The organism is Desmonostoc muscorum LEGE 12446 (assembly GCF_015207005.2).
Lineage (GTDB): Bacteria > Cyanobacteriota > Cyanobacteriia > Cyanobacteriales > Nostocaceae > Nostoc > Nostoc muscorum.
Genome location: NZ_JADEXS020000001.1, coordinates 747,330 through 770,271 on the forward strand (window position 1 = coordinate 747,330; position 22,942 = coordinate 770,271).

Annotated in this window: 22 protein-coding genes and 1 tRNA gene; 12 read left to right on the forward strand and 11 right to left on the reverse strand. The window is 41.9% G+C overall.

Annotated features, from left to right (window positions below; genetic code table 11):
* Window positions 1-33: 33 nt before the first annotated feature.
* The 3 genes from IQ276_RS40010 to uvrB form a co-directional block, all read right to left on the reverse strand.
* On the reverse strand, window positions 34-162 hold the full coding sequence (locus IQ276_RS40010; protein ID WP_255264296.1) for a hypothetical protein: 129 nt from the start codon (window positions 160-162) through the stop codon (window positions 34-36).
* Window positions 146-802, reverse strand: coding sequence for a GIY-YIG nuclease family protein (locus IQ276_RS03245; RefSeq protein WP_193915981.1), 657 nt, complete (start codon window positions 800-802; stop codon window positions 146-148). Before IQ276_RS03245 ends, IQ276_RS40010 begins: the two co-directional genes overlap by 17 nt.
* A gap of 267 nt (window positions 803-1,069) precedes the next feature.
* Window positions 1,070-3,067, reverse strand: a complete 1,998-nt coding sequence (gene uvrB, locus IQ276_RS03250) for an excinuclease ABC subunit UvrB (protein ID WP_193915978.1) — start codon at window positions 3,065-3,067, stop codon at window positions 1,070-1,072.
* Between the two features lie 249 nt (window positions 3,068-3,316).
* Between uvrB and IQ276_RS03255 the strand changes: the two genes are divergently transcribed.
* The 7 genes from IQ276_RS03255 to IQ276_RS03285 all read left to right on the forward strand — a co-directional run bounded on the left by IQ276_RS03255 (window position 3,317) and on the right by IQ276_RS03285 (window position 9,684).
* A complete protein-coding gene (locus IQ276_RS03255) occupies window positions 3,317-3,784 on the forward strand; it encodes a hypothetical protein (RefSeq protein WP_190877108.1) in 468 nt (155 codons plus the stop codon).
* 343 nt (window positions 3,785-4,127) lie between these two features.
* Window positions 4,128-4,310, forward strand: coding sequence for a CsbD family protein (locus IQ276_RS03260; protein WP_193915975.1), 183 nt, complete (start codon window positions 4,128-4,130; stop codon window positions 4,308-4,310).
* Window positions 4,311-4,617: 307 nt separating this feature from the next.
* Entirely contained in the window at window positions 4,618-5,058 is a 441-nt protein-coding gene (locus IQ276_RS03265) for a hypothetical protein (RefSeq protein WP_190877110.1), read from the forward strand.
* 114 nt (window positions 5,059-5,172) lie between these two features.
* Window positions 5,173-5,694, forward strand: coding sequence for a hypothetical protein (locus IQ276_RS03270; protein ID WP_190877112.1), 522 nt, complete (start codon window positions 5,173-5,175; stop codon window positions 5,692-5,694).
* A gap of 347 nt (window positions 5,695-6,041) precedes the next feature.
* Window positions 6,042-7,112, forward strand: coding sequence for a PEP-CTERM sorting domain-containing protein (locus tag IQ276_RS03275; RefSeq protein WP_228043297.1), 1,071 nt, complete (start codon window positions 6,042-6,044; stop codon window positions 7,110-7,112).
* Between the two features lie 457 nt (window positions 7,113-7,569).
* A complete protein-coding gene (locus tag IQ276_RS03280) occupies window positions 7,570-8,208 on the forward strand; it encodes a histidine phosphatase family protein (protein WP_193920174.1) in 639 nt (212 codons plus the stop codon).
* A gap of 348 nt (window positions 8,209-8,556) precedes the next feature.
* Entirely contained in the window at window positions 8,557-9,684 is a 1,128-nt protein-coding gene (locus IQ276_RS03285; protein WP_193920172.1) for a succinylglutamate desuccinylase/aspartoacylase family protein, read from the forward strand.
* Window positions 9,685-9,774: 90 nt separating this feature from the next.
* Here IQ276_RS03285 and IQ276_RS03290 read toward each other — a convergent pair whose 3' ends face one another.
* Window positions 9,775-10,581 carry a CPBP family intramembrane glutamic endopeptidase gene (locus IQ276_RS03290; RefSeq protein ID WP_193920178.1) on the reverse strand — a complete coding sequence of 269 codons (807 nt, stop codon included), beginning with the start codon at window positions 10,579-10,581 and terminating at the stop codon, window positions 9,775-9,777.
* 250 nt (window positions 10,582-10,831) lie between these two features.
* Complete coding sequence (locus IQ276_RS03295; RefSeq protein ID WP_073641060.1) at window positions 10,832-11,272, reverse strand: AbrB family transcriptional regulator; 441 nt, start codon at window positions 11,270-11,272, stop codon at window positions 10,832-10,834.
* Between the two features lie 1,444 nt (window positions 11,273-12,716).
* On the opposite strand from IQ276_RS03295, the gene IQ276_RS03300 reads away from it, so the two are divergent.
* Window positions 12,717-13,730, forward strand: coding sequence for a succinate dehydrogenase/fumarate reductase iron-sulfur subunit (locus IQ276_RS03300; RefSeq protein ID WP_235116309.1), 1,014 nt, complete (start codon window positions 12,717-12,719; stop codon window positions 13,728-13,730).
* Window positions 13,731-13,861: 131 nt separating this feature from the next.
* Here the strand turns inward: IQ276_RS03300 and IQ276_RS03305 are convergent, their stop codons facing one another.
* The 5 genes from IQ276_RS03305 to psbX all read right to left on the reverse strand — a co-directional run bounded on the left by IQ276_RS03305 (window position 13,862) and on the right by psbX (window position 16,520).
* A complete protein-coding gene (locus IQ276_RS03305; RefSeq protein WP_235115379.1) occupies window positions 13,862-14,386 on the reverse strand; it encodes a TolB family protein in 525 nt (174 codons plus the stop codon).
* A 96-nt stretch (window positions 14,387-14,482) separates the two neighbouring features.
* On the reverse strand, window positions 14,483-14,611 hold the full coding sequence (locus IQ276_RS40015) for a hypothetical protein (RefSeq protein ID WP_255264297.1): 129 nt from the start codon (window positions 14,609-14,611) through the stop codon (window positions 14,483-14,485).
* A gap of 11 nt (window positions 14,612-14,622) precedes the next feature.
* Complete coding sequence (locus IQ276_RS03310) at window positions 14,623-15,180, reverse strand: TolB family protein (protein WP_190883679.1); 558 nt, start codon at window positions 15,178-15,180, stop codon at window positions 14,623-14,625.
* A gap of 47 nt (window positions 15,181-15,227) precedes the next feature.
* On the reverse strand, window positions 15,228-16,151 hold the full coding sequence (locus tag IQ276_RS03315) for a Ycf66 family protein (RefSeq protein ID WP_190883680.1): 924 nt from the start codon (window positions 16,149-16,151) through the stop codon (window positions 15,228-15,230).
* Window positions 16,152-16,400: 249 nt separating this feature from the next.
* Entirely contained in the window at window positions 16,401-16,520 is a 120-nt protein-coding gene (psbX, locus tag IQ276_RS03320; protein WP_190883681.1) for a photosystem II reaction center X protein, read from the reverse strand.
* 261 nt (window positions 16,521-16,781) lie between these two features.
* Between psbX and IQ276_RS03325 the strand changes: the two genes are divergently transcribed.
* On the forward strand, window positions 16,782-17,075 hold the full coding sequence (locus tag IQ276_RS03325) for a YggT family protein (RefSeq protein WP_193920149.1): 294 nt from the start codon (window positions 16,782-16,784) through the stop codon (window positions 17,073-17,075).
* 121 nt (window positions 17,076-17,196) lie between these two features.
* On the opposite strand, the gene accC is transcribed toward IQ276_RS03325, so the two are convergent.
* Entirely contained in the window at window positions 17,197-18,540 is a 1,344-nt protein-coding gene (gene accC, locus IQ276_RS03330; protein ID WP_193920147.1) for an acetyl-CoA carboxylase biotin carboxylase subunit, read from the reverse strand.
* A gap of 461 nt (window positions 18,541-19,001) precedes the next feature.
* On the opposite strand from accC, the gene IQ276_RS03335 reads away from it, so the two are divergent.
* From IQ276_RS03335 to IQ276_RS03345, 3 genes are all read left to right on the forward strand, one after another.
* Window positions 19,002-19,082 (forward strand) — tRNA-Leu (locus tag IQ276_RS03335).
* A gap of 243 nt (window positions 19,083-19,325) precedes the next feature.
* Entirely contained in the window at window positions 19,326-19,955 is a 630-nt protein-coding gene (locus IQ276_RS03340) for a chorismate lyase (protein WP_190880931.1), read from the forward strand.
* Between the two features lie 1,087 nt (window positions 19,956-21,042).
* On the forward strand, window positions 21,043-22,764 hold the full coding sequence (locus tag IQ276_RS03345) for a DUF3352 domain-containing protein (protein WP_235115380.1): 1,722 nt from the start codon (window positions 21,043-21,045) through the stop codon (window positions 22,762-22,764).
* Window positions 22,765-22,942 lie beyond the last annotated feature (178 nt).

Below are 22,942 nucleotides of genomic sequence, written 5' to 3' on the forward strand. Positions count from 1 at the left end.
GCAAATGTTTAATGCGATCGCCGAAGCAAGTCATTAACGGCTCAAATCATCGGCGGCAGATGATCTTTTCCCTCCAGCAGCAGCTTTCGTCCGTCCGTTTCGCTGACGTGTTAGCTGGCGATTGGCAGCAATGCTAAAAAAGACCTTAAAACATTTTCTCATTACGAATCCAACTTGGATGAACAAGATCAATAAGAACTTTTCCAGCCCAAGGCTCATTAAGTGAGGGATTTATCATATCTGGCGCTCCATCAAAAACCTGCCGAGTTGCACGTAAAATCTTAATCCTGTGTTGCAATTCCAAGACAAGATGTTGATGTTCACGAGGGAGTACCTTGTAGTGGCTCCATGTTTCAAAAATATGTTTAGCCAGTTCAGGAGAGCAAGCAAACCACTCACCTTGTCGCCTATCTGATTCAAAACGTTTGTGGAGTTTTCTCTCTACTTTAGAACCTCCTGGTTCAAGCGCATGAACAATTAGTTGCCCAGATGTTCCAGTTCGTAAATTCTGTAATCGACGCAGAACATCCTTGGTTCTTCCAATCTTGATCTGAAGCCCAGAGTAGGGATGACCATTGGCAGGGGGGCCTGGCCAAGTCTCTGGAACAGAAAGAATATAGTAAATACTTTCAACAGTTCCATACGGAAGCTTCTCAAACCAATCAATCCACTTTCGCGCATCCTCTGTAGCTTGATGCTGGGTAGGGTATTTGTAGGTAGAGTAGAAAATTTCTCTCTCAGGATCGGCAACCTCTCCAATGTATTGACCAGAATCGTCGCACTTGACCTCTACTTGAAACATTTCGATATTACCTTCGATTACTTTCTAATCGAATTTAACCTTTGTCTCTAGGCTTTGTCTTCTAGGGAAAATTTTCCCAGCCACATCCTCTGCAAATATGCTCTCACTGTTTATTAGGCGAATAATAGCAAGACCATCTGGTTCTGGTTCCGAGCAATCATCAAGTTGCACTGGTGACTGGATTCTTAATAAAACTTTGTCACATAAGGGTTGACGTAATAACCTTTATGTGACGGTAATTGCTGATTCGTGAGCATAAGAATCACGTTAATGTCCCAGCATTTTATCTCGCAAATGTTTAATGCGATCGCGCAATTTTGCCGCCTCTTCAAATTCCAGTTTCTTCGCCGCTTCTTTCATCTGCACTTCTAACAGAGTAATCAATTGGGGAATCTGTTCTAACGGTAGTTCATCTAGATGTTCATCTACAACTTTCAAATCAGTTGCATTCAACCGCCGAGATACATCTAAAAAAGCCAAAATCGCATTACTTGATTTTTTCACAATCGGTTGCGGTGTAATTCCATGCAGTCGATTATGTGCCGTTTGAATCCCCCGCCGCCTGTCTGTTTCATCAATGGCTTTAATCATGCTACCTGTCAGATTATCGGCATACAAAATCGCTTGTCCCTGGACGTGACGCGCGGCTCTACCAATAGTTTGAATTAAGGAACGCTCGGTTCGCAAGAAACCTTCTTTATCTGCATCCATAATTGCTACTAAGGAAACTTCAGGTAAATCCAACCCTTCCCGCAGTAAATTCACACCAACCAAAACATCAAATTTTCCCTCGCGCAAGTTCTGCAAAATCTCAATGCGCTCAATAGAAGTAATCTCGGAATGTAAATACCGTACCCTGATACTACGCTCTTGCAAATATTCTGTTAAATCTTCCGCCATGCGTTTGGTTAGTGTGGTAATTAACACTCTTTCATGGCGATCGGCTCTATCTTTAATTTCTCCCAACAAATCATCAATTTGTCCTTCTGTAGGACGCACAGAAATTTCTGGATCAACCACCCCAGTTGGTCGAATTACTTGTTCAACTACATTGTCTTCAGAAATTTCTAATTCCCAATTTCCTGGAGTTGCTGAAACAAAAATACACTGATTCACCTTTTGCCAAAATTCTTCTGCTTTTAAAGGGCGGTTATCAGCAGCGCTAGGAAGCCGAAATCCATGATCGATTAAAACTTTTTTTCTCGCTTGGTCGCCATTATACATACCCCGAATTTGGGGGACGGTAACGTGAGATTCATCGATAACTAATAGCCAATCTTTGGGAAAATAATCAATTAAACATTCTGGTGGTTCTCCAGCTTGTCTTCCTGCCAAATGACGGGAATAGTTCTCGACGCCATTACAATAACCAACTTGACCCAACATTTCTAAGTCGTAACGTGTCCGCTGATCTATGCGTTGCGCTTCTAATAATTTCCCGGCTTGTTCTAAGTCTAATTTTTGCTGTTTTAATTCTGCGGCAATGTCTTGACAAGCTACTTCTAAGCGCTCTTCTGGGGTGACAAAGTGACGCGCAGGGTAGACATTTACAGCTTCTAAACTTTTAAGAATTTCACCAGTTACGGGGTCAATATAACGAATCGCATCTATTTCATCACCAAAGAATTCGACGCGAATAATTCGGTCTTCATAAGCTGGGCCAATTTCTAAAACATCACCCCGGACGCGAAATTTTCCCCGGCCCATTTCTATGTCGTTGCGGCTATATTGAACATTTGCCAAATCTCGTAAAATTTGACGTTGATTTACTTCCATACCTATCTGGAGGGGGATGGCAGCTTTGAGATATTCTGCTGGCATTCCTAGACCGTAGATGCAACTGATGGAAGCAACCACAATGACATCACGGCGTTCAAAAAGCGATCGCGTTGCTGAATGCCGCAACATATCTATTTCATCATTAATTGCCGCCGTTTTTTCAATATAAGTATCGGTGACGGGAATATAAGCTTCTGGCTGATAGTAATCGTAGTAGCTGACGAAATACTCAACTGCGTTGTTAGGAAAGAACTCTCGCAGTTCGTTACAAAGTTGTGCAGCTAGGGTTTTGTTGTGCGCCAGGACTAAAGTAGGCTTGCCAATTTTCTCAATTACTGCTGCTACTGAAAATGTCTTGCCTGTTCCCGTGGCACCTAGTAAAGTTTGATAACGGTTGCCAGCTTTGATACTAGCACTGAGTTGGGCGATCGCTTGTGGTTGATCGCCTGTCGGACTAAAGGGAGCTTGAAGACAAAATTCTGTCATACAGTTTTGCTGGAAATACCCTGTCTCATGGTGACGATTTCACGCCCTATATATTGTAGCTCGGTAATTCAGCCACTAAAAAGCAATAATACTTTACAAAGTTTAACTATTTTAATTTACTTATGTATAAGTTTTAAAGATACTTATACCTATATGATGTTTTTTAAGGTTAAACTCTCATATATAGGAAAAAATTTATCTTTCCTTAATTATCGTAAAATTCAATTAATAAACCAGAGGTGTTGGCTTATGAGTATTAGCAGCGCTGCCAAGGGAACCAGTTCTCGGCAAAACAATGCAAAATTAAAAGAGGAAACTACAGTGGAAGTTGAGAATCAGCAAGACCAGAGCTTGAATGGAAATCAAGTCGAGTCGGTTAGTGAAGCTTCAGCGCCAGAAACTCGTGGAACACTTGCCATTGCTGGAGTTCGTCCCATAGGCGCTAGCGACTTGGAAGTTGCGGAAAAACTTTCTATTGCTGGAGTCCGTCCCGTTAGCATCAGTAAATTGGAAGTTGTTGAAACCTACAACTCAATGGGTATTCGTCCAATTGGCGCTAATACATTCCAAGTTGTTGAAAGTATTAACCTCTCTGGAATTCGTCCAATTAGCTCAAGTTCATTAGTAGTATCTGAAAACTATTCAATCTTTGGTAACCGTCCAATAGCATCAAATGAAATTGACGATTCTGCAAACCTCATGGGTTTTCTAGACTAGACCAAAAAAATATCCCCATAACTTTATTAACCCAGTTTCTCTATGGAACTGGGTTTTTTAGTTTCAAGAATTCAAAGATATTTGTATTTGTTCTATGTCTTTTAGCATAGGTAACTCAGCTTTGATTATTTAAATTTACCTTGAAACAATAGCTAGGATGCTTACTAAAATTACTTTTCAGAATTCTGAATTCTGAATTCTGAATTCTAATTTTTTTAATATGCCTTCTGGTGGAAGGCTTTAGCAAAAACCTTAAGTTAGGGTGTAAGGGTAATAACAAAAGATTTCAAAGTTAGTTTATAGCTTTGAAATAAACTTTTCATCAAATAATCAGGAGTATCAAATGAGTTTAGAAGAACGTGCTAAAGCGGCTGCTAAAAATGTTGAAGGTAAAGCCCAAGAAGCAGCAGGAAAAGTTACTGGAGATCCACAAGCCCAAGCAGAAGGTAAAGCAAAACAAGCTGAAAGTGAAGTGCGTCACGGTATCGAAGACGTGAAAGAAAATATCAAGAAAAAGGTTGACTAAAGTTGATATTTATTTTGCAGAAACCTAGAAATATAACCGGGGTGCATCAGTAAATTTTTGCAAAATAAATATCAGATGTTTAATAGCCAAGCTCAACTCACTTTATATTCCATAAACCAGGGATAAAAAAGGGTACCAGCTTGATTTGCAGAACTCATGTAGAGACGTGTTTAATCACGTCTTTACACTTGCTAGACCATTTTTTCTAAATATTCATTTGTAAAAATTAAAACCTTAGAAATTTAATTAATTGGAATATACGAGGTATTTAGTTCATTATTCAAGGTGTTTTCTTAGGAGCGAAAAAATGACGTTACTTCAACAAAGTCGCAAAATATTGGCGACTTTCGTTTTAATTTTAGTGCTGATGATAACTACTGCTTGTAGCGGTGGTACAGTGTCACAAGTTGACCGCACAACAACCCCGCCAGCCATTGGTCGAGATGTCGCTTATGCAGAATTAGAGCGAGGCAATACCCCAGGAGGACAATCTTTTGGTAACTGGGTTGTGCAAACATCTCAAGGATTAATTCAGGATGCTTATGTACGTGATAACAACAAACTAGGTGTTGTGATTTCTCCTAAAGTTAGTCCTAACGAAGTGCGACCATTAGCAAAATCACTAGTTCAGGGTTTTCGGAAGAACTTTCCTAATCAAGACTTAAAGGTTTTAGTTTATGCGCCTGACAAGAAATTGATTTTGACTACTGAGTATGACGTTCAAACCAATCAAGTTAAGTATAGCTAATTGCTGTATTTACAATGAAAAATTGAAGAAGTTTTGATGAATTGAAGTTTGGAATTATGGCTTGTAAATACCAGCCACCAAAATAATTTGACCAAAAAAAAGGAGATAAGTAAAGTGGCAAGCAGCGAACAGTACAAACGTCAAATAATGAAAGATTTGGCTCAGGGTGACGTTGAATCTTTGGATGATACTACAACCGAATCAACGGCAGAATATCAAAACTTTGATGATTTTGCCCAACGCACAACACCAGATCAACGTAGACAGTTATTTGGTCGATCTTTACATCCAGATCAAATTCCTACTAGCCAAATGGAGCCAGAATTACAAAAGGCGATCGCCCAAATTAAACCCAATGAACGCGATGATGTAGCAAGGGCTTTTTTCAAACACTTGAAGGAAAGAGGACTAGATGATCGGCACTTAGAACAACAGTTGGGTCTTTCTACACATCACCCCAGCCGCATGAGTGCTGATGATGTTAGCAAACTCGCGTCCTTTGTCTATCATAATCACCCAGATATTTTCCGCGAAGTGTTGGCAGATCAACCAGCCATTATCAAATTTCTCAGTAATCCTGTAGTGGCAGGTATTATCGGAGTTGCAGCTGCTAAATGGTTAGGTAGTCGCAAATAAATTCTGAGTTCTTAATTTGTTGTATTGTGTAACAAAGTAGGTGGGCTATGCCCACTTTTTTTGCATATTCTCAGCAGAAATTATGTATGAAATATTATTAAATTATTTTTATTGAAATAAAATTCACATAAAATTTATATGTTTTTTGCCTTTAACTGCGTAATAACCTGATTATTCCCAGTTTTAGCTGTTTTTTAAAAGGTTTTGAGGAAATCCATATGTTAAATTTTTCATAAATATAGTTAATAATTTGTTGAAAATATTTGTTTATTCAGCGATATTTACATTGTAATTTACGCGAAAACACGTAATTTACGCCGTTGTATCAAATACCCATAACAAATATCATGATTACATTGCAACTAAGACAGAACTTACGGAAGGATTTTGCTGCTGACATACGCAAAGTTACTTTGAGTACATTTGCAGTGCTTGGTGTCAGTTTTGGCTTTGCTGCCTTAAGTTCGCCAGCATCCGCGGCTTTGTTGTTTCGTGAGAGCTTCGACGATGCGGCACTTTCTATAGATGCTTTTGGCAGCACTACAAACAATGGTACATTGCAAACAGACGTACCTGTAGGTGCAACTGTTCTCAAAGCCTACCTTTATGCGTCTTCTGTTTGGGAGAATTATGAGGGTCCTGTAAGTGATGTCAAACTGAACGGTAATTTGTTGAAGGTTGCTGACGCCTTCGTACTCACGCCCGACGAGAACGCAACAACTACTGTACGTTGGGATGTTACCAGCCTTCTCAGTTCTTTGGGAGGTTTGCAAAACCATACTATTGAAGAGCTAGGAAACAATGACGGTGAAACTTTAGTTGTGTCTTATCAAGATGCTAGCACTACTGGTTTGTCGTCTTTTATATTAGACGGCGAACTATCTACCACAGGTGACACAACTAGATTTAATTTTGATCGACCTTATAGCGGTGGCGACTTTATAGTATCTTTTGCCGATACCTATAGCTCTCAGCCATCTGGTCAATACACTATTATAGACGTGACAACAGACTCTACTAGCTCTCGACGCTTAACTAGCTCTGCTGGTGGTTCCGATGATGGAGAAGCAGCTAATGGCGCTCTAATCACTGCTGGGGGTATTGGTGATAGTTTGACTAACCCAGATCCATTTGCCACTGATGTTGCCGGTTCTAGGACTGATGATGAACTTTATAATCTAGCTCTTGGTAATAGCGCTGATCCTAATCCTTTCATCCGTCCAGGTGATACCTTCATCGAATTAAACACTAGCAACCCAAGTAATGATGATAATGTGTATAGTCTGTTTGTGACCAGCAAATTTAAAGTCTCTGTTCCCGAACCTTTAACTACATTGGGGTTATTAGCAGTCGGTGGTTTTGGTCTAGCTTTCTGCCGCAAGTCCAAACAGCAACCAAAAGATACTGCAAAAGCTTAGGCTAACAACTTCTAAATATAGGACTCGTCTTTGATTTTTGAACAAGACTCAGTACAAATTTATCGTTTCTTTCCTATTCTCTGTTAAGAGTTCCCTCACGCAAGTAAATTCACAACTCAAATAGGATTACTATAGCAATCCTGTTTGAGTTGTCAAATTAGTTGTGGAGGCAGGCAATAGGCAAAAGATTTTGTTGACGAATCATTTAGGATTGCTATACATGAAATATGATGTGACAACATCTGAAAAATTTAAATTAATTTAATTTATTCTTGTGCGCCAATACTTACTCTTCTAGTGCCGATGTTTACGACGTATTGTTCTGTGACGCAACTTTGCTCAATTTTAAATAATTTTAAAATATTATCAAATTGTAGTAATATACCACAGGCATTAACTATCTTCAATTACATGTGATTGTTAGCGCTCTTGAATTCATAATCGATGAGAATATATTATGAGCCTAACTCTTTATTTTCTCCGTCATGGACAAACAGAATGTAGTCGTAATAATTCCTTTTGTGGTTCTATAGACTCAGAACTGACTTTAGAAGGCTTGGAAATGGCAAAAGGTTTTGCCGCTGCATACAGTTCTACACCTTGGACAGCAATATTTTGTAGTCCAATGCAGCGAACTGTGGAGACAGCAAAGCCTTTATATCAAACCATAGGGATGGAACCAGAACTTAGGGATGGTTTGAAGGAAATTAATTATGGCCAGTGGGAAGGAAAAACCCCGGAAGTAATTAGCCGTGAATATCACGATGATTATATTCGTTGGTCAGCAGATCCGGCTTGGAATGCGCCAACTGGCGGAGAAATGGCAGTTACAATTGCTTATCGCGCCATGCAAGTAATTGAAGAAATTAAACAAAATTACAGTAGTGGCAATGTTTTAGTTGTTTCCCACAAAGCAACTATCAGAATTATTTTGTCTAATTTATTAGGAATTGATGTCGGACGCTTCCGGTTTCGTTTGGGATGTCCTGTGGGGTCGGTAAGTATTGTAGAATTTACCTCACATGGCCCGTTATTGAAGGCTTTGGCAGACCGTACTCATTTGGATGAGCGTTTGCGAAATTTGCCAGGAACGTGAAGAGGACGCGGGGATGAGGAGAATGAGGGAGGAGTTATTTATTATCGTTTTGTTGGTTCTCAGTTTCTTGTTGAGTGTATTTGCAGAAAACGTTTATACCGATTTTTAGAATATACACCAAATTGCAAATTGGTGAGGTACAGATAATCGTAGGGGCGCACAGCTGTACGCCCCTACCCGTGTACCTCATTTACCTGAAATACGCTGTATAACACGACAATTGTGGCGATGTCTTCTGGGTAATTCACGCAGAGGCGCAGAGGCGCCCAGAGGGAGATTGAGTTTTTGTAGGTTTTAATTCAGTACAGATACAGCGATAATGTAATCAAATTATCAGCGAATTATTTTATGTTGCCAGTTATTAAGACTATTACTTTACGTCAAATGGCTTCTGGCGATCGCCTTTTTTTACAACTATACAAATTTATCGGCGCTCAACCTGGTAAAAAGGTTTACATTCAATCTAATTTGCACGGCGCAGAAATCGCTGGTAATGCCGTTATTCACCAGCTAATTGAGTTTTTATTAACAATAAATAATACAAATTTAACTGGAGAAATTTGGCTGGTTCCCGTTTGTAATCCAATGGGCACAAATGAACGCGCTCAGCATTTTTCTCCTGGGCGTTACTGCGTTTACGAAGCCAAAGACTGGAATCGCATATTTTGGGATTACGAGAAAGAAGCTGATGATTTAGTAGCTTTTACTAAATCTCAACTTCATAATGATCTAGAGGTCGTTCGACAAAATTATCTAAGTATAATTAAGCAAAAATTCGCCAAAATTTTAGAAAAAATTAATTCTCCTAGTGCTGTGCCCTACACTGAGCTTTTTAGCTACAAATTACAAAATCTCAGTTTAGATGCAGATTATTTAATTGATTTGCATAGCTCTACCAATCAAGCTTTAGACTACGTTTATTACTTCCGAAATCGAGAAGAAAGTGCAAAATACTTCCTCCTTGATTTGGGAGTTTTACTCGACAAATATGATGGTGATGCTTTTGATGAAGCTTTTATCAAACCTTGGTTAGCACTGGAAGCTTGTTTTCAAGAATTTGGTAGAGAAATCAAGTTTGATGTGGAAGCTTGGACACTGGAATTGGGAGCAGGAATGCAAATGAACCCTAATTCAGTTGCTAAAGGTGTACGGGGTGTGAAAAACTATTTAGCACAAAAAGGTGTATTGCAAATTCCTGATTTATCGGATGAAATAAAAACCCATGAAATGAATTTTGTATTCAGCCGCAACAGAAAAAAATATTATGCGATCGCCGGTGGTATGATTCAACAAAGAATCGAATTAGGTAGCACTATCAAAACTGGAGAAAAGCTGTATCAAATTCTCAGTTTTAATAAAGAAAGTCAGTTACCTACCGTAATTGATGTCTGCGCCCAACAAGATGGATTAGTTTATGATGTTGCAACTAATCAAGCTGTAAATGAAGGCGAATTTGTATTAGGGGTTATTAGTTAAGACAAGAGACGCGATAAATCGCCGTCTGTACAATAATCATTCCCTTGTAGAGACGCGATTTATCGCGTCTTTATTATTTCGTATACCTAATCAAAAATACTTAGACAACAACCAGATAATTATTCCGGTTCCCAGTACACAAATAATTCCCGCCAAACCAGCTAGAGGTTTTTTGTTCTTACCCGTGAACCAGTCAGAGACTTTACCTGTGTAAGTAATCAGTTCTGCTGTGTCTATGGTAGCGATCGCCCACACCCATCCCGCGTGCAATCCCCAAGCTAAACCCAAATTACCGCGATCGGCGAACCGCGCCAATACCAGCACCATTCCCATCAGCCACAATCCAGGGAGTTGGGGTGCAGTTTCGCGTTGCTCCCAAACCAGGTGTAACACAGCAAAAATCAAGCTAGAAATTATTGCTGCTAACCAAACCGGATAATCTTGCAGTAATTCAGTCAACAAAAAACCGCGAAAAATTAACTCTTCTATGCCACCAACTAACAACGCTATCAAGAAAATCGGCAGCAATATGGGTAGTAGTAACTTGATATTCGAGTTTTGAAAAGAACACCAACCTAACCCAAATTGCCCACTAAATACAATAGCTAAACTCAGCACTCCCAAGCCGAAGCCTAGTGCTAAAGAATTGAGAATTGAAAGATTGCCGACAAAGCCGTAATCTAAGAAAGACCTATTCACCAACCAACTAACTCCCCAGAGAATCAGGGGAGCTAATAGGTAAAGTGACACCAACAACGGCATCTTTTGCTCTGGCTGCAAAAATTTTGTAGGTTGCCAATTCAGCAATATTCCTGATATTGTTACCACTGGTAACCAACACCCTACCCAGCAAATTAGGAATACCATCACTACAACTAGTGCCGGTGCATTTTCCATAAATGCTAGTAAGGCGTTGACCGAAAGCTCAAAAAAATTTGTCAACACGAACAAAAAAACACGATAGACTTCTTGCACTATAGATTTCCTGCTGATTAATCAAGACTCTACTATATTTCCTGACTCCGGCAAGGGGTCTAATCGTATTTTTTACCTGGACAAAATTCTCTGAAGAGCCGCCAGTTTCCTGTTCAGGTAAGGACAAGTTATTCAAGTATTCACCCGAAACTTATCCCTACCATCAGGAAATTTACTCTTCCTCGTCCAAATCTTCGTCCGATTCGTCGTCAGAGTCAATATCTGGTGAGGTTAGTTTTTTATCACTTTCACCAAGTTGAATCAGGTGAATATGCTTGTATCCCAACCTAATTTCAAACTCATCTCCAGGCTTTAAGCCCATTGCTTTGGTATATGTGGCACCAATTACAATTTGACCATTTTGATGGACACTAACGCGATACGTCGGTTCACGACCACGACCATCTTTTGGTGCTTCAGGACTTAGAGGAATTCCTCTGGCAGATAGCAAAGCGTCATAAAAATCCGTGAGATTGACGCGAACCTGATTATTCTTAGTAACAGTGTAATAGCCGCACTGCTTAGCTCTTTCTCGGCGTGGTAAAGTGGAAAGTTCTTTTACTTTAGCAAGTAACGCTTTTCCGGTTAATGGCGCGGTTGCAGTTTCACTCATTATGCTCAATTTTTCCTTACTCTCTCCAAACTGATAAACGATGTAGTTTCATGCCAGTATTCGGCTTTTTAGCATTTGCATAAACCTACTTGGCACTCTAGTCTTACCGATGAATTCCTGCTGAACACAGCCAAAAGCACTTCTATTATGGTTGTTCACAACCTATTAGAGGTCATAGTTACCAAAAAGATTAATTTTGGTGATTTTACGGTATTTTTAACCATTATTCGCCATTAAAAAGGAAACTATTTTCTCTTTTGGCGCTACTGTAGCGGTGTAAATTTCAGCCACCTTTACAAATTGGCTAGGTTCTACTACAAATAAGCCGTAGACCCAAAAAATTGCAGGTTTTTCACTTTCAGTGCTTGCCTTTCTTGCCAATGAGCAAGTACAGATTTCTCTACTCATACTCAAAAGCTGAGGACAGCATAGTATTTCAATAGAGTCCAATGGGTATACACCCTTTTGTCCTGCGAGTAGAGACGCGAATTTTCTTGTCTCTACATTACGAATCAACAAAGCAGTGTTAGCCGCGCTGATACGGCTATTGATTCTGGTTTTGTCAGTTCGTAATTTTATATTAAATACTAGCATGGACTAATAATAGCAAAATAGTTGTTTAATTTTGAATTAAAGTTGCTGGTAAATTTTTATTTAAATTACTGGACTTCAGTCAGAAAAAACCAGTGAGGATTTTTCTAACCCTTAATTGCAAGCGTGAGTATTGCCCTATGGCTTTTATAAAAATTTATCTAATTTAGACGAGCAGTTTTGACCAATGAGTGAAATCCAAGATTTTCTGGATTCAGAGGAGCCAAAAAGCAAAAAGTCTCCCTTGTCCAGGTTTCCTGGTGCAAGATATTTTCTTTGAAAGTGGTGAGGATTTTTCCTGGGTTTATTACCCTCAAGTAAAAAGTCGTCTGAGGATTCTGCACGTCTGTCTAGAGGAAGAATAAATCTCTTAACATATGCCTAGCCCTTAATGATCGCCAACATATGTTGATCGTGCGCTTTCACATTTCTATATAATCAAAAAATTCTACCTTTGCTCCTGCTTGACGGATTTTGAGAGCCAGTTGCTCTAATACAAGTTGATATGCATTTAATTTGGATATTATCGCTAGGAAGGAAATGAACCTAAGTCACTTTTTCGGCAAACCACCTTTGGTTGACACTTCCAAACAGGTAAATTCAATGCAAGGGTATGATGACAATTTTGGTGTTTTAGCTCAAAACTGAATGCAAATCTGTTGTATACCGATGCTACAAGTAAAACTTTAATGGTTATCCTTAAACTAGAATCAGTTGCTCTTTTATCATCAGCTTATTAACATCAGGTTTGGAATTCCGGGTAAAAAGAATATGGCTAACTTTTGGCAACTACCCGCCTTGACTGATGATTTTTGAGGCTGGTGAAGCAATTTTAAAATTTTGGTTAGAAGCAATGGAAGTTATTTTTAAGGTGATTCGACAGCAACAAAATTCCTCCCCTGTTGTGCAAACCTATATTGTGGAGGCTCAACCAGGTAATACAATTCTGGATTGCCTCAATCATATTAAGTGGGAGCAAGATGGAACTTTAGCATTTCGCAAAAATTGCCGCAATACCATTTGTGGTAGCTGTGCTGTGCGAATTAATGGGCGATCGGCTTTAGCTTGTAAGGAAAATGTGGGCAGTGAACTTGCCAGACTACAACAAATACCATCATCCCAAAGCAAAGTAAATGCCATTGGTGAAATCACCATCGCCCCTCTGGGCAATATGCCCGTGATTAAGGATTTGGTTGTAGATATGAGCAGTTTCTGGAACAATTTAGAAGCAGTTGCTCCTTATGTGAGTACAGCAGCACGACAAGTACCAGAAAGAGAATTTTTGCAAACACCAGAAGAGCGATCGCGCCTCGATCAAACTGGTAACTGTATTATGTGCGGTGCCTGTTACTCTGAGTGCAATGCCCGCGAAGTGAATCCAGATTTTGTGGGTCCCCATGCCCTTGCCAAAGCTTACCGCATGGTAGCAGACTCACGAGATAGCGACACTGAAAATCGCTTAGCAAGTTACAACGAAGGTACTAAAGGTGTGTGGGGTTGTACCCGTTGTTTGTACTGCGATTCAGTTTGTCCAATGGAAGTTGCACCACTAGAACAAATCACCAAAATTAAACAAGAAATTCTCAGCGAAAAACAAGCCAGTGACAGCCGTTCAATTCGCCACCGCAAAGTATTGGTGGATTTAGTTAAACAAGGTGGTTGGATCGATGAACGTCAATTTGGCTTACAAGTAGTCGGTAATTATTTTCGTGACCTCAAAGGATTACTCAGCCTTGCACCCTTAGGATTGCGGATGTTATGTAGAGGTAAATTCCCCTTGTCCTTTGAACCTTCTCAGGGGACACAACAAGTGCGATCGCTCATTGAATCTGTGCAACAAGAAGAGGGAGTGGGGAGTAGGGAGTAGGGAGTGGGGCATGGGGGAGATGAGGGAGTGTGCGGAGATTATAAAAAGCTTCCCATCCTTCCCACACTCCCAATCCCCAATCCCCAATCCCCAGTCCCCAATCCCCAGTCCCCAATCCCCAGTCCCCATCTCTAACGCGGTTCCTGGGGTATATTCAACGGTCGTCCATAACGGTCATATACTAAAACATCCCACTGACCGTTGTTACTGGACTCAAAAGCAATTCGATTGCCATCAGCGCTAATTGTGGGGTTGCGGACTTCTGCTTGCAGGTTAGAAGTCAAATTCCGTGATTGGCGTGTTTCTTTGTCATAGAGAAAAATAGCCGATCGCCCTTGGCGACTAGCTGCAAACACAATATAACGACCATCTTGGGAAACGCTAGGATGATTGGCGATCGCATCAAAAGAATTTAACCCCGGTAAATCAACCAAATCACGAGTCAGCGTATCAAACATATAAACATCTTGGCTACCCCGTCGGTCAGTAACAAAAACAATATATCTTCCAGAGATTTGGGGGTCTAATTCCGAAGCTAAACTATTGAGACTCCGCCCCCCCGGATCAAAAGGATAACTCAAAATCCGAGGGTAGCCAAAACACCCAGTCAATAAACTTAAGCATATAAATACAGGTATAAAAAGAATACGTTTCATAATAATTGGGCATTAGGCATTGGGGACTGGGGACTGGGGACTGGGGACTGGGGACTGGGGACTGGGGATTGGGGATTGGTTATTAATTCTTATCCCTCACTCCCTCATCTCCCTCATCTCCCTCATCTCCCTCATCCCCCTCATCTCCCTCATCCCCCTCATCTCCCTCATCCCCCTCATCTCCCTCATCCCCCTCATCTCCCTCATCCCCCTCATCTCCCTCATCTCCCCATCCCCTACGGAGGTGCTACAGTTGCACCATTAGGAATATCTAACTCTACATTTGGTCCCCGGTCTAGGACTTCAATATCCCACTGACCACGGCTGGCGCTTTCAAAGACAACATAACGTCCATCTGGGCTAATATTGGGTTTTCTGACCCAACCGCGATAGATTGGCGTGAGGATTTGCGACTGTTGGGTAGCGCGATCGTAAAGCGCTACTACTGGTCTCCCTTGGTCACTAGTAATATAAGCAATGTAACGCCCGGTGTAGCTCAAGCTAGGACTTTCAGCAATGGTTTCCTGTCGATTTATACCCGGTGTGGAAATAAATATTTGCCTTTCCAAATCGTACACCAGTAGCTGCTGATTGCCATTGCGATTAGATACAAACGCTAAAAAGCGCCCATTTCCGCTCAAAGCAGGTTGCTCCTCAGTGTAGCGACTGTTGAGGGAAGTAGGCCCAATAGGAATATCGTTAGAACCACAAGATACAAGCAAACTTGTAAAACCAAAAACCAGGCTCCAATGAATTGGTCTTTGGAGCCAGAATGTAGGCGTAAATTTTTTCACCTCAAGTGTTTTCCGCTGCCTCTAAACCTACCTCCACACCAGCTGTTTTAAACATCGTCATCAAAATCCGTTGAATTATCTGGCCTCTCATTAGGCTTTTCAATTGGGTTGTATGGTACGTATTCAGTTGGAATCGCGTCATCATCTTCGCGGGGTCTTCGAGGAGTCGAGTCAGTAGGTGGACGACGCCTTCTTGGTCTGGGAGCAACATCATCTTCACGGCTTTCTGGTCGCTGGGGTGGGTTATTATTGCGGCGAGACGGTTTTCTCACTTCGCCACCGGAACCTTCCCAATCATCAACTTCCCTAGACGAAGAACCCCAATTTTCATCTTCAAAGCTTTCAGAAGGGCGACTTACTGGACGCCCAGAACTACGCCGCCGCGTTCTATCGCTGCTTGGACTCTGCCTTTCATTATTGTTGCTGTTGCGACGTTCGGAACGACGGGGGGGTTGATCCTCGTAGTAGTCATCACGAGTTGAAATCTTATCCCTGCTACCACGAATCCGGCGAGGTTCGGGGCGTTCTTCCTCTTCCTCATAAGGTAGTGGCTCTAAATCTGCATCCATCTCAGCTTCATACTTCTTGCGATTGCGGTTGTAGGAATAATTTCCGCTTACCTCTCGCTCATCATCCACAATGGGAGTGTTGCGCTTAGCTTGCTGGGTAGCTATACTCCGTAGTCGAATACTTTCAACTGCAAAAAACACAGTTGTGCCGACTAAAAGCAGTTGACCAAATTGTAGAATCGGGTCTAGTCGCCATCCTTGAAAGACGAGAATGAAGCCGCAGAGCAAGCCGACTGCCGCAAAAAAGATATCTTGATCTCGTGACAGTTCCGGACGTACAGTGCGGAGAAAATACAGTGCTGCCCCAGCCACAGCCAGGAAAATTCCTAGAATACTGGCTGAGTTTGCCCCAAAATTTACCTGAGCCAGAACACTGGCTGAGTTCAGCCCAAAATTTATCATTTCTGTTTTCCCAATATCAAATCTATGTTAGCGACTCACAATTAAAATCACTACTCTAATTAGTCATCATATATTGAAGCTTCAAAGCCTCTGGCAAAGAAGCTCTGAAGCTATTCACCGAAAAGTAAAAAACATGTTTTTCTCAGCTACAAATGCCCCAGCAGCAAAAAATGCTGCTTTTGGTGCAATTATTTAAGTAGATAGCTGAGAAACAGTGGCTTGTGAGAGTCTATTCGACAGTCCTAAGCATTATGAACGCTGAATTTTATCTTTTTGGCTAATGAAGATCAGAGCTACTGCAATGGGGATTACAACAGCTACACCACCCCAAAAGAGACTCCAAAGAAAATTTGCTAAAGCGGGCGTCATACTTCTCAACCTTTTTTTACACACTTCATCCTAATTTTAATGGTGTAGTACTTTCTTGAGAAGCCTCTAGGCGTGAACTGCCAAACTTGATGATTGCTCTTTCTCAACCAGTGCTGAGTAAATTCAGTGCCCAGTTGCTCTCTATTGAAATAAAATTGGAATGAGAGTGCTTTACAAAGCTTAAAATTTGCTGGCGTTAGCGAAGCGCGGCTTGCCGTTCGCCCAAGTGTTTTGTTTATTCGCAGATAGTTGCTTAAACCGATGACTGGTGTTGACCTGACTGCTTGGATTCTTGGCCCGGTCTTAGGGCTGATGACATTTTTATTTATATTTCGCATCATTCTCACTTGGTATCCCCAAGTGGATCTGAATCGTTTGCCCTTTAATTTAATAGCTTGGCCCACTGAACCATTTTTAATCCCCTTACGAAAAATCGTGCCACCCATCGGCGGAGTAGACATTACACCCATCATTTGGGTTGGTATTTTTAGCCTGGTGCGAGAAATTCTCTTAGGCCAGCAAGGATTACTTACCATGCTGGCTCGTGTAAGTTAGGTATTGGGTATTGGGCATTGGGAGGGCTGAGTGAGGAGTTAGGAGTGAGGGGTTAAGAGTTATTCCTCCCCTGCTCCCTCATCTCCCTCATCTTCCTCATCTCCCTCATCTCCCCACTCCCCTACCCGTTCATCTCCTGCACAAAATTCGTATAGACATTACCCTGCAAAAACTGTGGAGTTTCCATAATTTTTTGATGAAACCCGATGGTGGTGGGTAATCCCGTAATGGCACATTCCCTTAGTGCGCGTTTCATACGGTTAATAGCAGTAGGGCGATCTGGTCCCCAAACAATTAACTTGCCAATTAAAGAATCGTAATAAGGGGGAATTTGGTAATCTGTGTAAACGTGGGAATCAATGCGAACACCGGGGCCTCCAGGGGGGAGATAGCCGCTGATCCTTCCCGGAGATGGGCGAAAGTCGTGATCGGGGTCTTCAGCGTTAATCCGACATTCGATCGCATGACCCCGCAAAACTACTTCGTCTTGCGTAAGCTTGAGCCTTTCCCCTTGGGCAATGCGGATTTGTTCCACAACCAAATCTACTCCAGTAATCATTTCTGTTACAGGATGTTCGACTTGAATCCGGGTGTTCATTTCCATAAAGTAAAATTTACCGGATTTATCCAAGAGAAACTCGATAGTGCCTGCCCCAGTGTAGTTAATGAACTGGGCAGCTTTGACCGCAGCTTGTCCCATTTTCTCACGCAGGTCTGAATCGAGAGCCGGACTAGGAGCTTCTTCTAGTAGCTTTTGATTTCGGCGCTGAATTGAGCAATCTCGTTCACCCAAGTGGATGACATTACCGTAGTTATCTGCCAAAACTTGAAATTCAATGTGCCGAGGACGTTCAATAAATTTTTCTATGTAAACGCCAGAATTACCAAAAGCTGCTCCTGCTTCTCCTTGGGCTGCTAGGAAAAGTTTGACAAATTCATCTTCAGAACGCACCAGGCGCATACCCCGGCCACCGCCACCCGCCGTGGCTTTAATCATCACCGGATAGCCGATATCCTTAGCGAATTGTAATCCTTCTTGCTCGGATTCAACCAACCCATTAGTACCCGGTACTGTCGGAACTCCAGCTTTTTGCATGGTTTCTTTGGCAGTGGATTTATCCCCCATCAGCCTAATAGCTTCTGGAGTTGGGCCGATAAAGGCAATATCATGGGCAGCACAGATTTCTGCAAATTTGGCATTTTCTGCCAAAAACCCATAACCTGGATGAATAGCAGTGGCATTGCGAGTCAATGCAGCAGCAATGATATTGGGAATATTCAAATAACTTTTACTGCTAGCAGGTTCGCCAATGCAAACCGCTTCATCAGCAAGTTGAACATGGAGAGCATTACGGTCAACACTAGAGTGAACCGCAACTGTCGCAATCCCCATTTCTTCACAGGCGCGGAGAATGCGAAGGGCGATTTCTCCCCGATTGGCAATTAATATTTTGTCAAACTTCATTTTGGAGTTTCGATATTAGTACCAGTAGATTGACATTTTCTCCCATCTGATGTGCAACAACGCTTTGGCGTTATTTCAAATTATGACAGGAGATTCCCAACCTTCATCTTCACCAAAGTCAAGAATTGGGCTTGCTGCCTCTACGGGGCTTAACTAGACTAACAACATTGTTGTTGCCAGTCTTGTCCAGTTTCCCGAATTAGTCTTTGGCGATCGCACACGAGCTTTTTTACCTCAAAAGGCATTGCCCTTTGAGCAACAGCTTTTGCACCCCACCGTGACTCTTACAGTAGCTCTAACCCTTTTTAATATCACTTATGCAGCTGCTGCATTTCTGTCAGTCTGATACCGCCTTGCGAAAATTTATAAAACCGTACACTGAAATTTTTCCAAACCGAAACTTAGAACTCACCTTACTATAATTATTTTTTTATGCTATAGTCTATATTCAGACAACCTGCGCGGATGTGGCGGAATTGGTATACGCGCACGCTTGAGGTGCGTGTGGCTTTGCCTTGCGAGTTCGAGTCTCGCCATCCGCATTTTTCGATTATTAATCAAGGGTCAACAGTCAAAGGATCAAAACACCTGAGACTGTTGACCCTTAAATCTAGCGGGTCATTGGTCATTGGTCAAAGGACAAAGCGCAAAATCTCTTGCGAGATTAGACGCTTTGCGGCTTGCCCAGGCATCAGAAATTTGTAAGAGATGACTAATGACTAATGACTGCTATGGCTATGGTTTTTTATGCTTTTATAGAGATAGGTGAAGTTTTGTAAAAAACATTGACTATTACTTTTACGCCAACGAACAATTTAACACTGCCAGGGGCTTGGCATCGCCTGACTCCGATTTGGCAAGGAGGAGAGGAAGTAATTCAAAAAAGTTTGCCTCACACTCAGCTGGCACCAGCTTGGCAACTAATGCTTTTGGGGGACGGTTCGCCAACACGTCACTTAGAATTACTCACAGGTGAGCCGATAGAAGTAGATGTCATTGATATGTCATTAATTGGCATGGACTTGGACAATGCCCCTGACTTAATCCAAGCTGTCCCAGGGCCGCGACTACGGCGACAAGTGTGGCTGCGTACAGCTTCTGGCCAGCGATTAGCCTATGCTACTTCTTGGTGGGAAGCCAGCCACGTAGATGAATATTTGCAAAATCGCTCATTACCAATTTGGGCGAGTTTAGCTCGTCTTCGTACAGAGTTGTATCGGGATGTGCGAGGAATTTATTACGGTTACTCTCCCGCGCTACAGTCAGGTTTTAATGTAACCGGGCCTTTTTGGGGTCGCCACTACCTATTTTGGCATCATGGACAGCCACTTACCTTGATTTATGAGGTTTTCTCGCCTTATTTAACCAAATATTTGGGGTCTATGCAGCTGAGTGGAGTGAATACTGAGGCATAGTGACGAAAAAGCAAGGATTGGGGCAGGTATAGTAGAAACGCAAAATTTTGTGTCTCTACTAAATATTGCCAATCAAGAGATTATTTAACCTGAAAAACCATATTAAATCTTAATTATTGAATTTTTCATTTAAAAAATTAGCAGCGGCTTATCAGTAAGAATAACAATTTTTTGGCTTAAAATGATACAAACCATCAATATTTAGAATTCAACAATATATGTGAGTTGGTATATAAACTGGGGACAGGAGACTGAAAATTGGCGACTGGATACCGGGTATTACATATTATAAAAAATCTTGCTCAGTCCCTAATCCCTAATCCCTAATCTCTACAGGACTTACGCAAAATCATGAAAAAACGAACCGCAAAGGACGCAAAGGACACAAAGAAATAAGAGTTACAAAGAGTTTTTGCGTAAGTCCTACTCTATTTTCATCTGATGACTTGCAGCTTTGTCAACTTAGTTATATCCTCGAAGTGCTTGAAATAACGGATTAAACTATTGAAGACTTTCCGCAGAGGCATCCGTTTAAAGGAAGTAAGTGTCCTGCGAAATTCAACAAAGCGTGTTAAAAAAGGTAACTAACCACTAAAACAGCGCTTTTGAAACAGTTGGAAAATTGATTACGGAAATATCATCAATATCTAGGTGGAGAAATTTATGGAGTTAGCTGCCCTAAATAACGAGAAACTTTTTGGTTGACCGTGCCGATTTGAGATTTAGATTTTAGATTATTTCGGTACTCCTTTCCTACGGAACGCTACGGGAACGGAGAATGCCCCGCCCCTCCTGTGCGGAACAAATCCAAAATTTCAAATCCGACGCTCGTAAGCGTTGCATTAGCCACATAGGAGCATCTGACTTATTCTGAGCAAAGCTATGCCCAAGGCGTTGCCTCTCGTTCGCGTTAGCATCTCCGTTCGCGCAGCGGCGACCACAGGAGAAGGAGAAGAGAAGGCTTGACGCTGCGCTAATCAAGCCAGTAATCGGGGTCAATCCAAAATCCAAAATCCAAAATCCAAAATTGATTGACTGAAGCAATCAAGCAAGTAATGAGTTTGCAAGTATGAGGTATTAGGTTTCAATGGCACCGCCTCTTGTGTCTGTTCCCATGAAAAAAAATAAGAAACCGTCTCTGGTGCTGGCGCTGTCGTCTGCTGGGTTATTAATTACTGCGGGGAGTGCAGCATATTGGTTGTTAACCCAAAGACAACCATCTTGGAACGATTTGCTAGTAGGTGCAAATATTATTCCTGGTGATGCTCTATTTGCGGTTTCCTTAACAACAGATCCCCAGCAATGGCAGAAATTACGGGAGTTTGGGACAAAAGAAACCCAAGCAGAACTAGATAAAAATTTAGTACAGTTACGCGATCGCTTTCTGACTAATAATGGTTACGACTTTCAGAAAGATATTGCTCCTTGGGTAGGCAATAACGTTACAATTGCGATTTTGGCGCCAACAACAGCAAGTAAATCTGTACCCAAACCAGTTACCACCGATGAAGATGTGACTGGGGATCAGCAGTCGATGGTAATGGTATTGCCAATAAAAAACCCAGAAATAGCCAAAAACATCTTCGCACAACCCAAAACCCTTAAACAAGGCAAATGGGTTGACCGCACTTATCAAGGAATTGCCATCAAACAAAATCAGGGACAACCAGGCGAAAACTTTTCGGCAGCCTTGCTAGATGGTCGTTTCCTAGTGATAACTGATAGTCCTAAAGCCACAGAACGAGCGATTGATGCCTACAAAAATCAAACATCCCTCGCTACAACAGGGGGCTTTGCCGAAAATTTGCCAAAAATCGCCAATAATCAACCCTTTGCCCAGTTTTACGTCAATGTACCAACAGCAGCTAAAATAGCCGCTGCTTCTCCAAATCGCCCTTTACCTGCTCAAGTTTTAGCTCAACTGCAAAATAACCAAGGTTTAGCGGCGACAATGACCTTAGAACCAGAAGGAATCCGCTTAAAAGGTGTTTCTTGGCTCAATCCTAATAGTCAACGCGTGCTGGCGGTGGAAAACAAAGCCGGGAAAATGCAAAGCCGTGTACCAGCAGAAACCTTAATGATGCTCTCCGGCGGTAACTTACAGCGGTTGTGGGGAGAATATGTTTTAACATCTCAGGGAAATCCCCTCTCACCGATCGCACCAGAACAACTGCGAGGTGGTGTAAAATCTCTTACCGATCTCGATTTAGATAAAGATTTGCTCAGTTGGATGAAAGGCGAATTTTCCTTATCAGTGATTCCTAATACGCCAAAAGAAGGTTCACCAGATAATTTTCGTGCGGGTTTGTTATTCATGGTACAGACAAGCGATGCCTACGGCGGGCAAAGCCTACGCAAATCAGCCCAAGCAGCCATCAGTAAGCTTGATGAAGTGATGATAAATCAATACCAATTCCAAGTCCAACCGGGGAAAGTCGCAGGTCAACCCGTTGTTAACTGGGTATCACCTTATGGTACATTAACCGCCACCCACGGCTGGTTAGATGGAGATGTTGCTTTCCTGGTAGTGGGCGCTCCCATCACTGATAAAATTCTTCCCAAACCAAACACCACACTAGCTAGTACTCTTCCCTTCCAGCAAACAGTTCCTACAGAACCCAATCCGACAAATGGTCAATTTTTCCTGGATGTGGAACGAACGGTGAAAAATTTTCCTTTACCAACTCTGATCCCCAATCAACAAACCTTACTAAGTGCAACGCGCTCAATTGGTATGACATCTGCTGTCAGCGACAATCGTAGTAACCGTTACGACATTTTTATAGCACTTAAAAAAGTGAGTAAATAGGGGAGTGGGGAGTGGGGAGTGGGGAGTGGGGGAAGATGAGGGGGATGAGGGAGATGAGGGGGATGAGGGAGTGTGGGGAGTGTGGGGGAAAGAGAATTTATGCTTCCTCCCCTTCCTCCCACACCGGACACACCTCTTCCCCATTCCCTATTCCCCATTCCCCATTCCCCATTCCCCA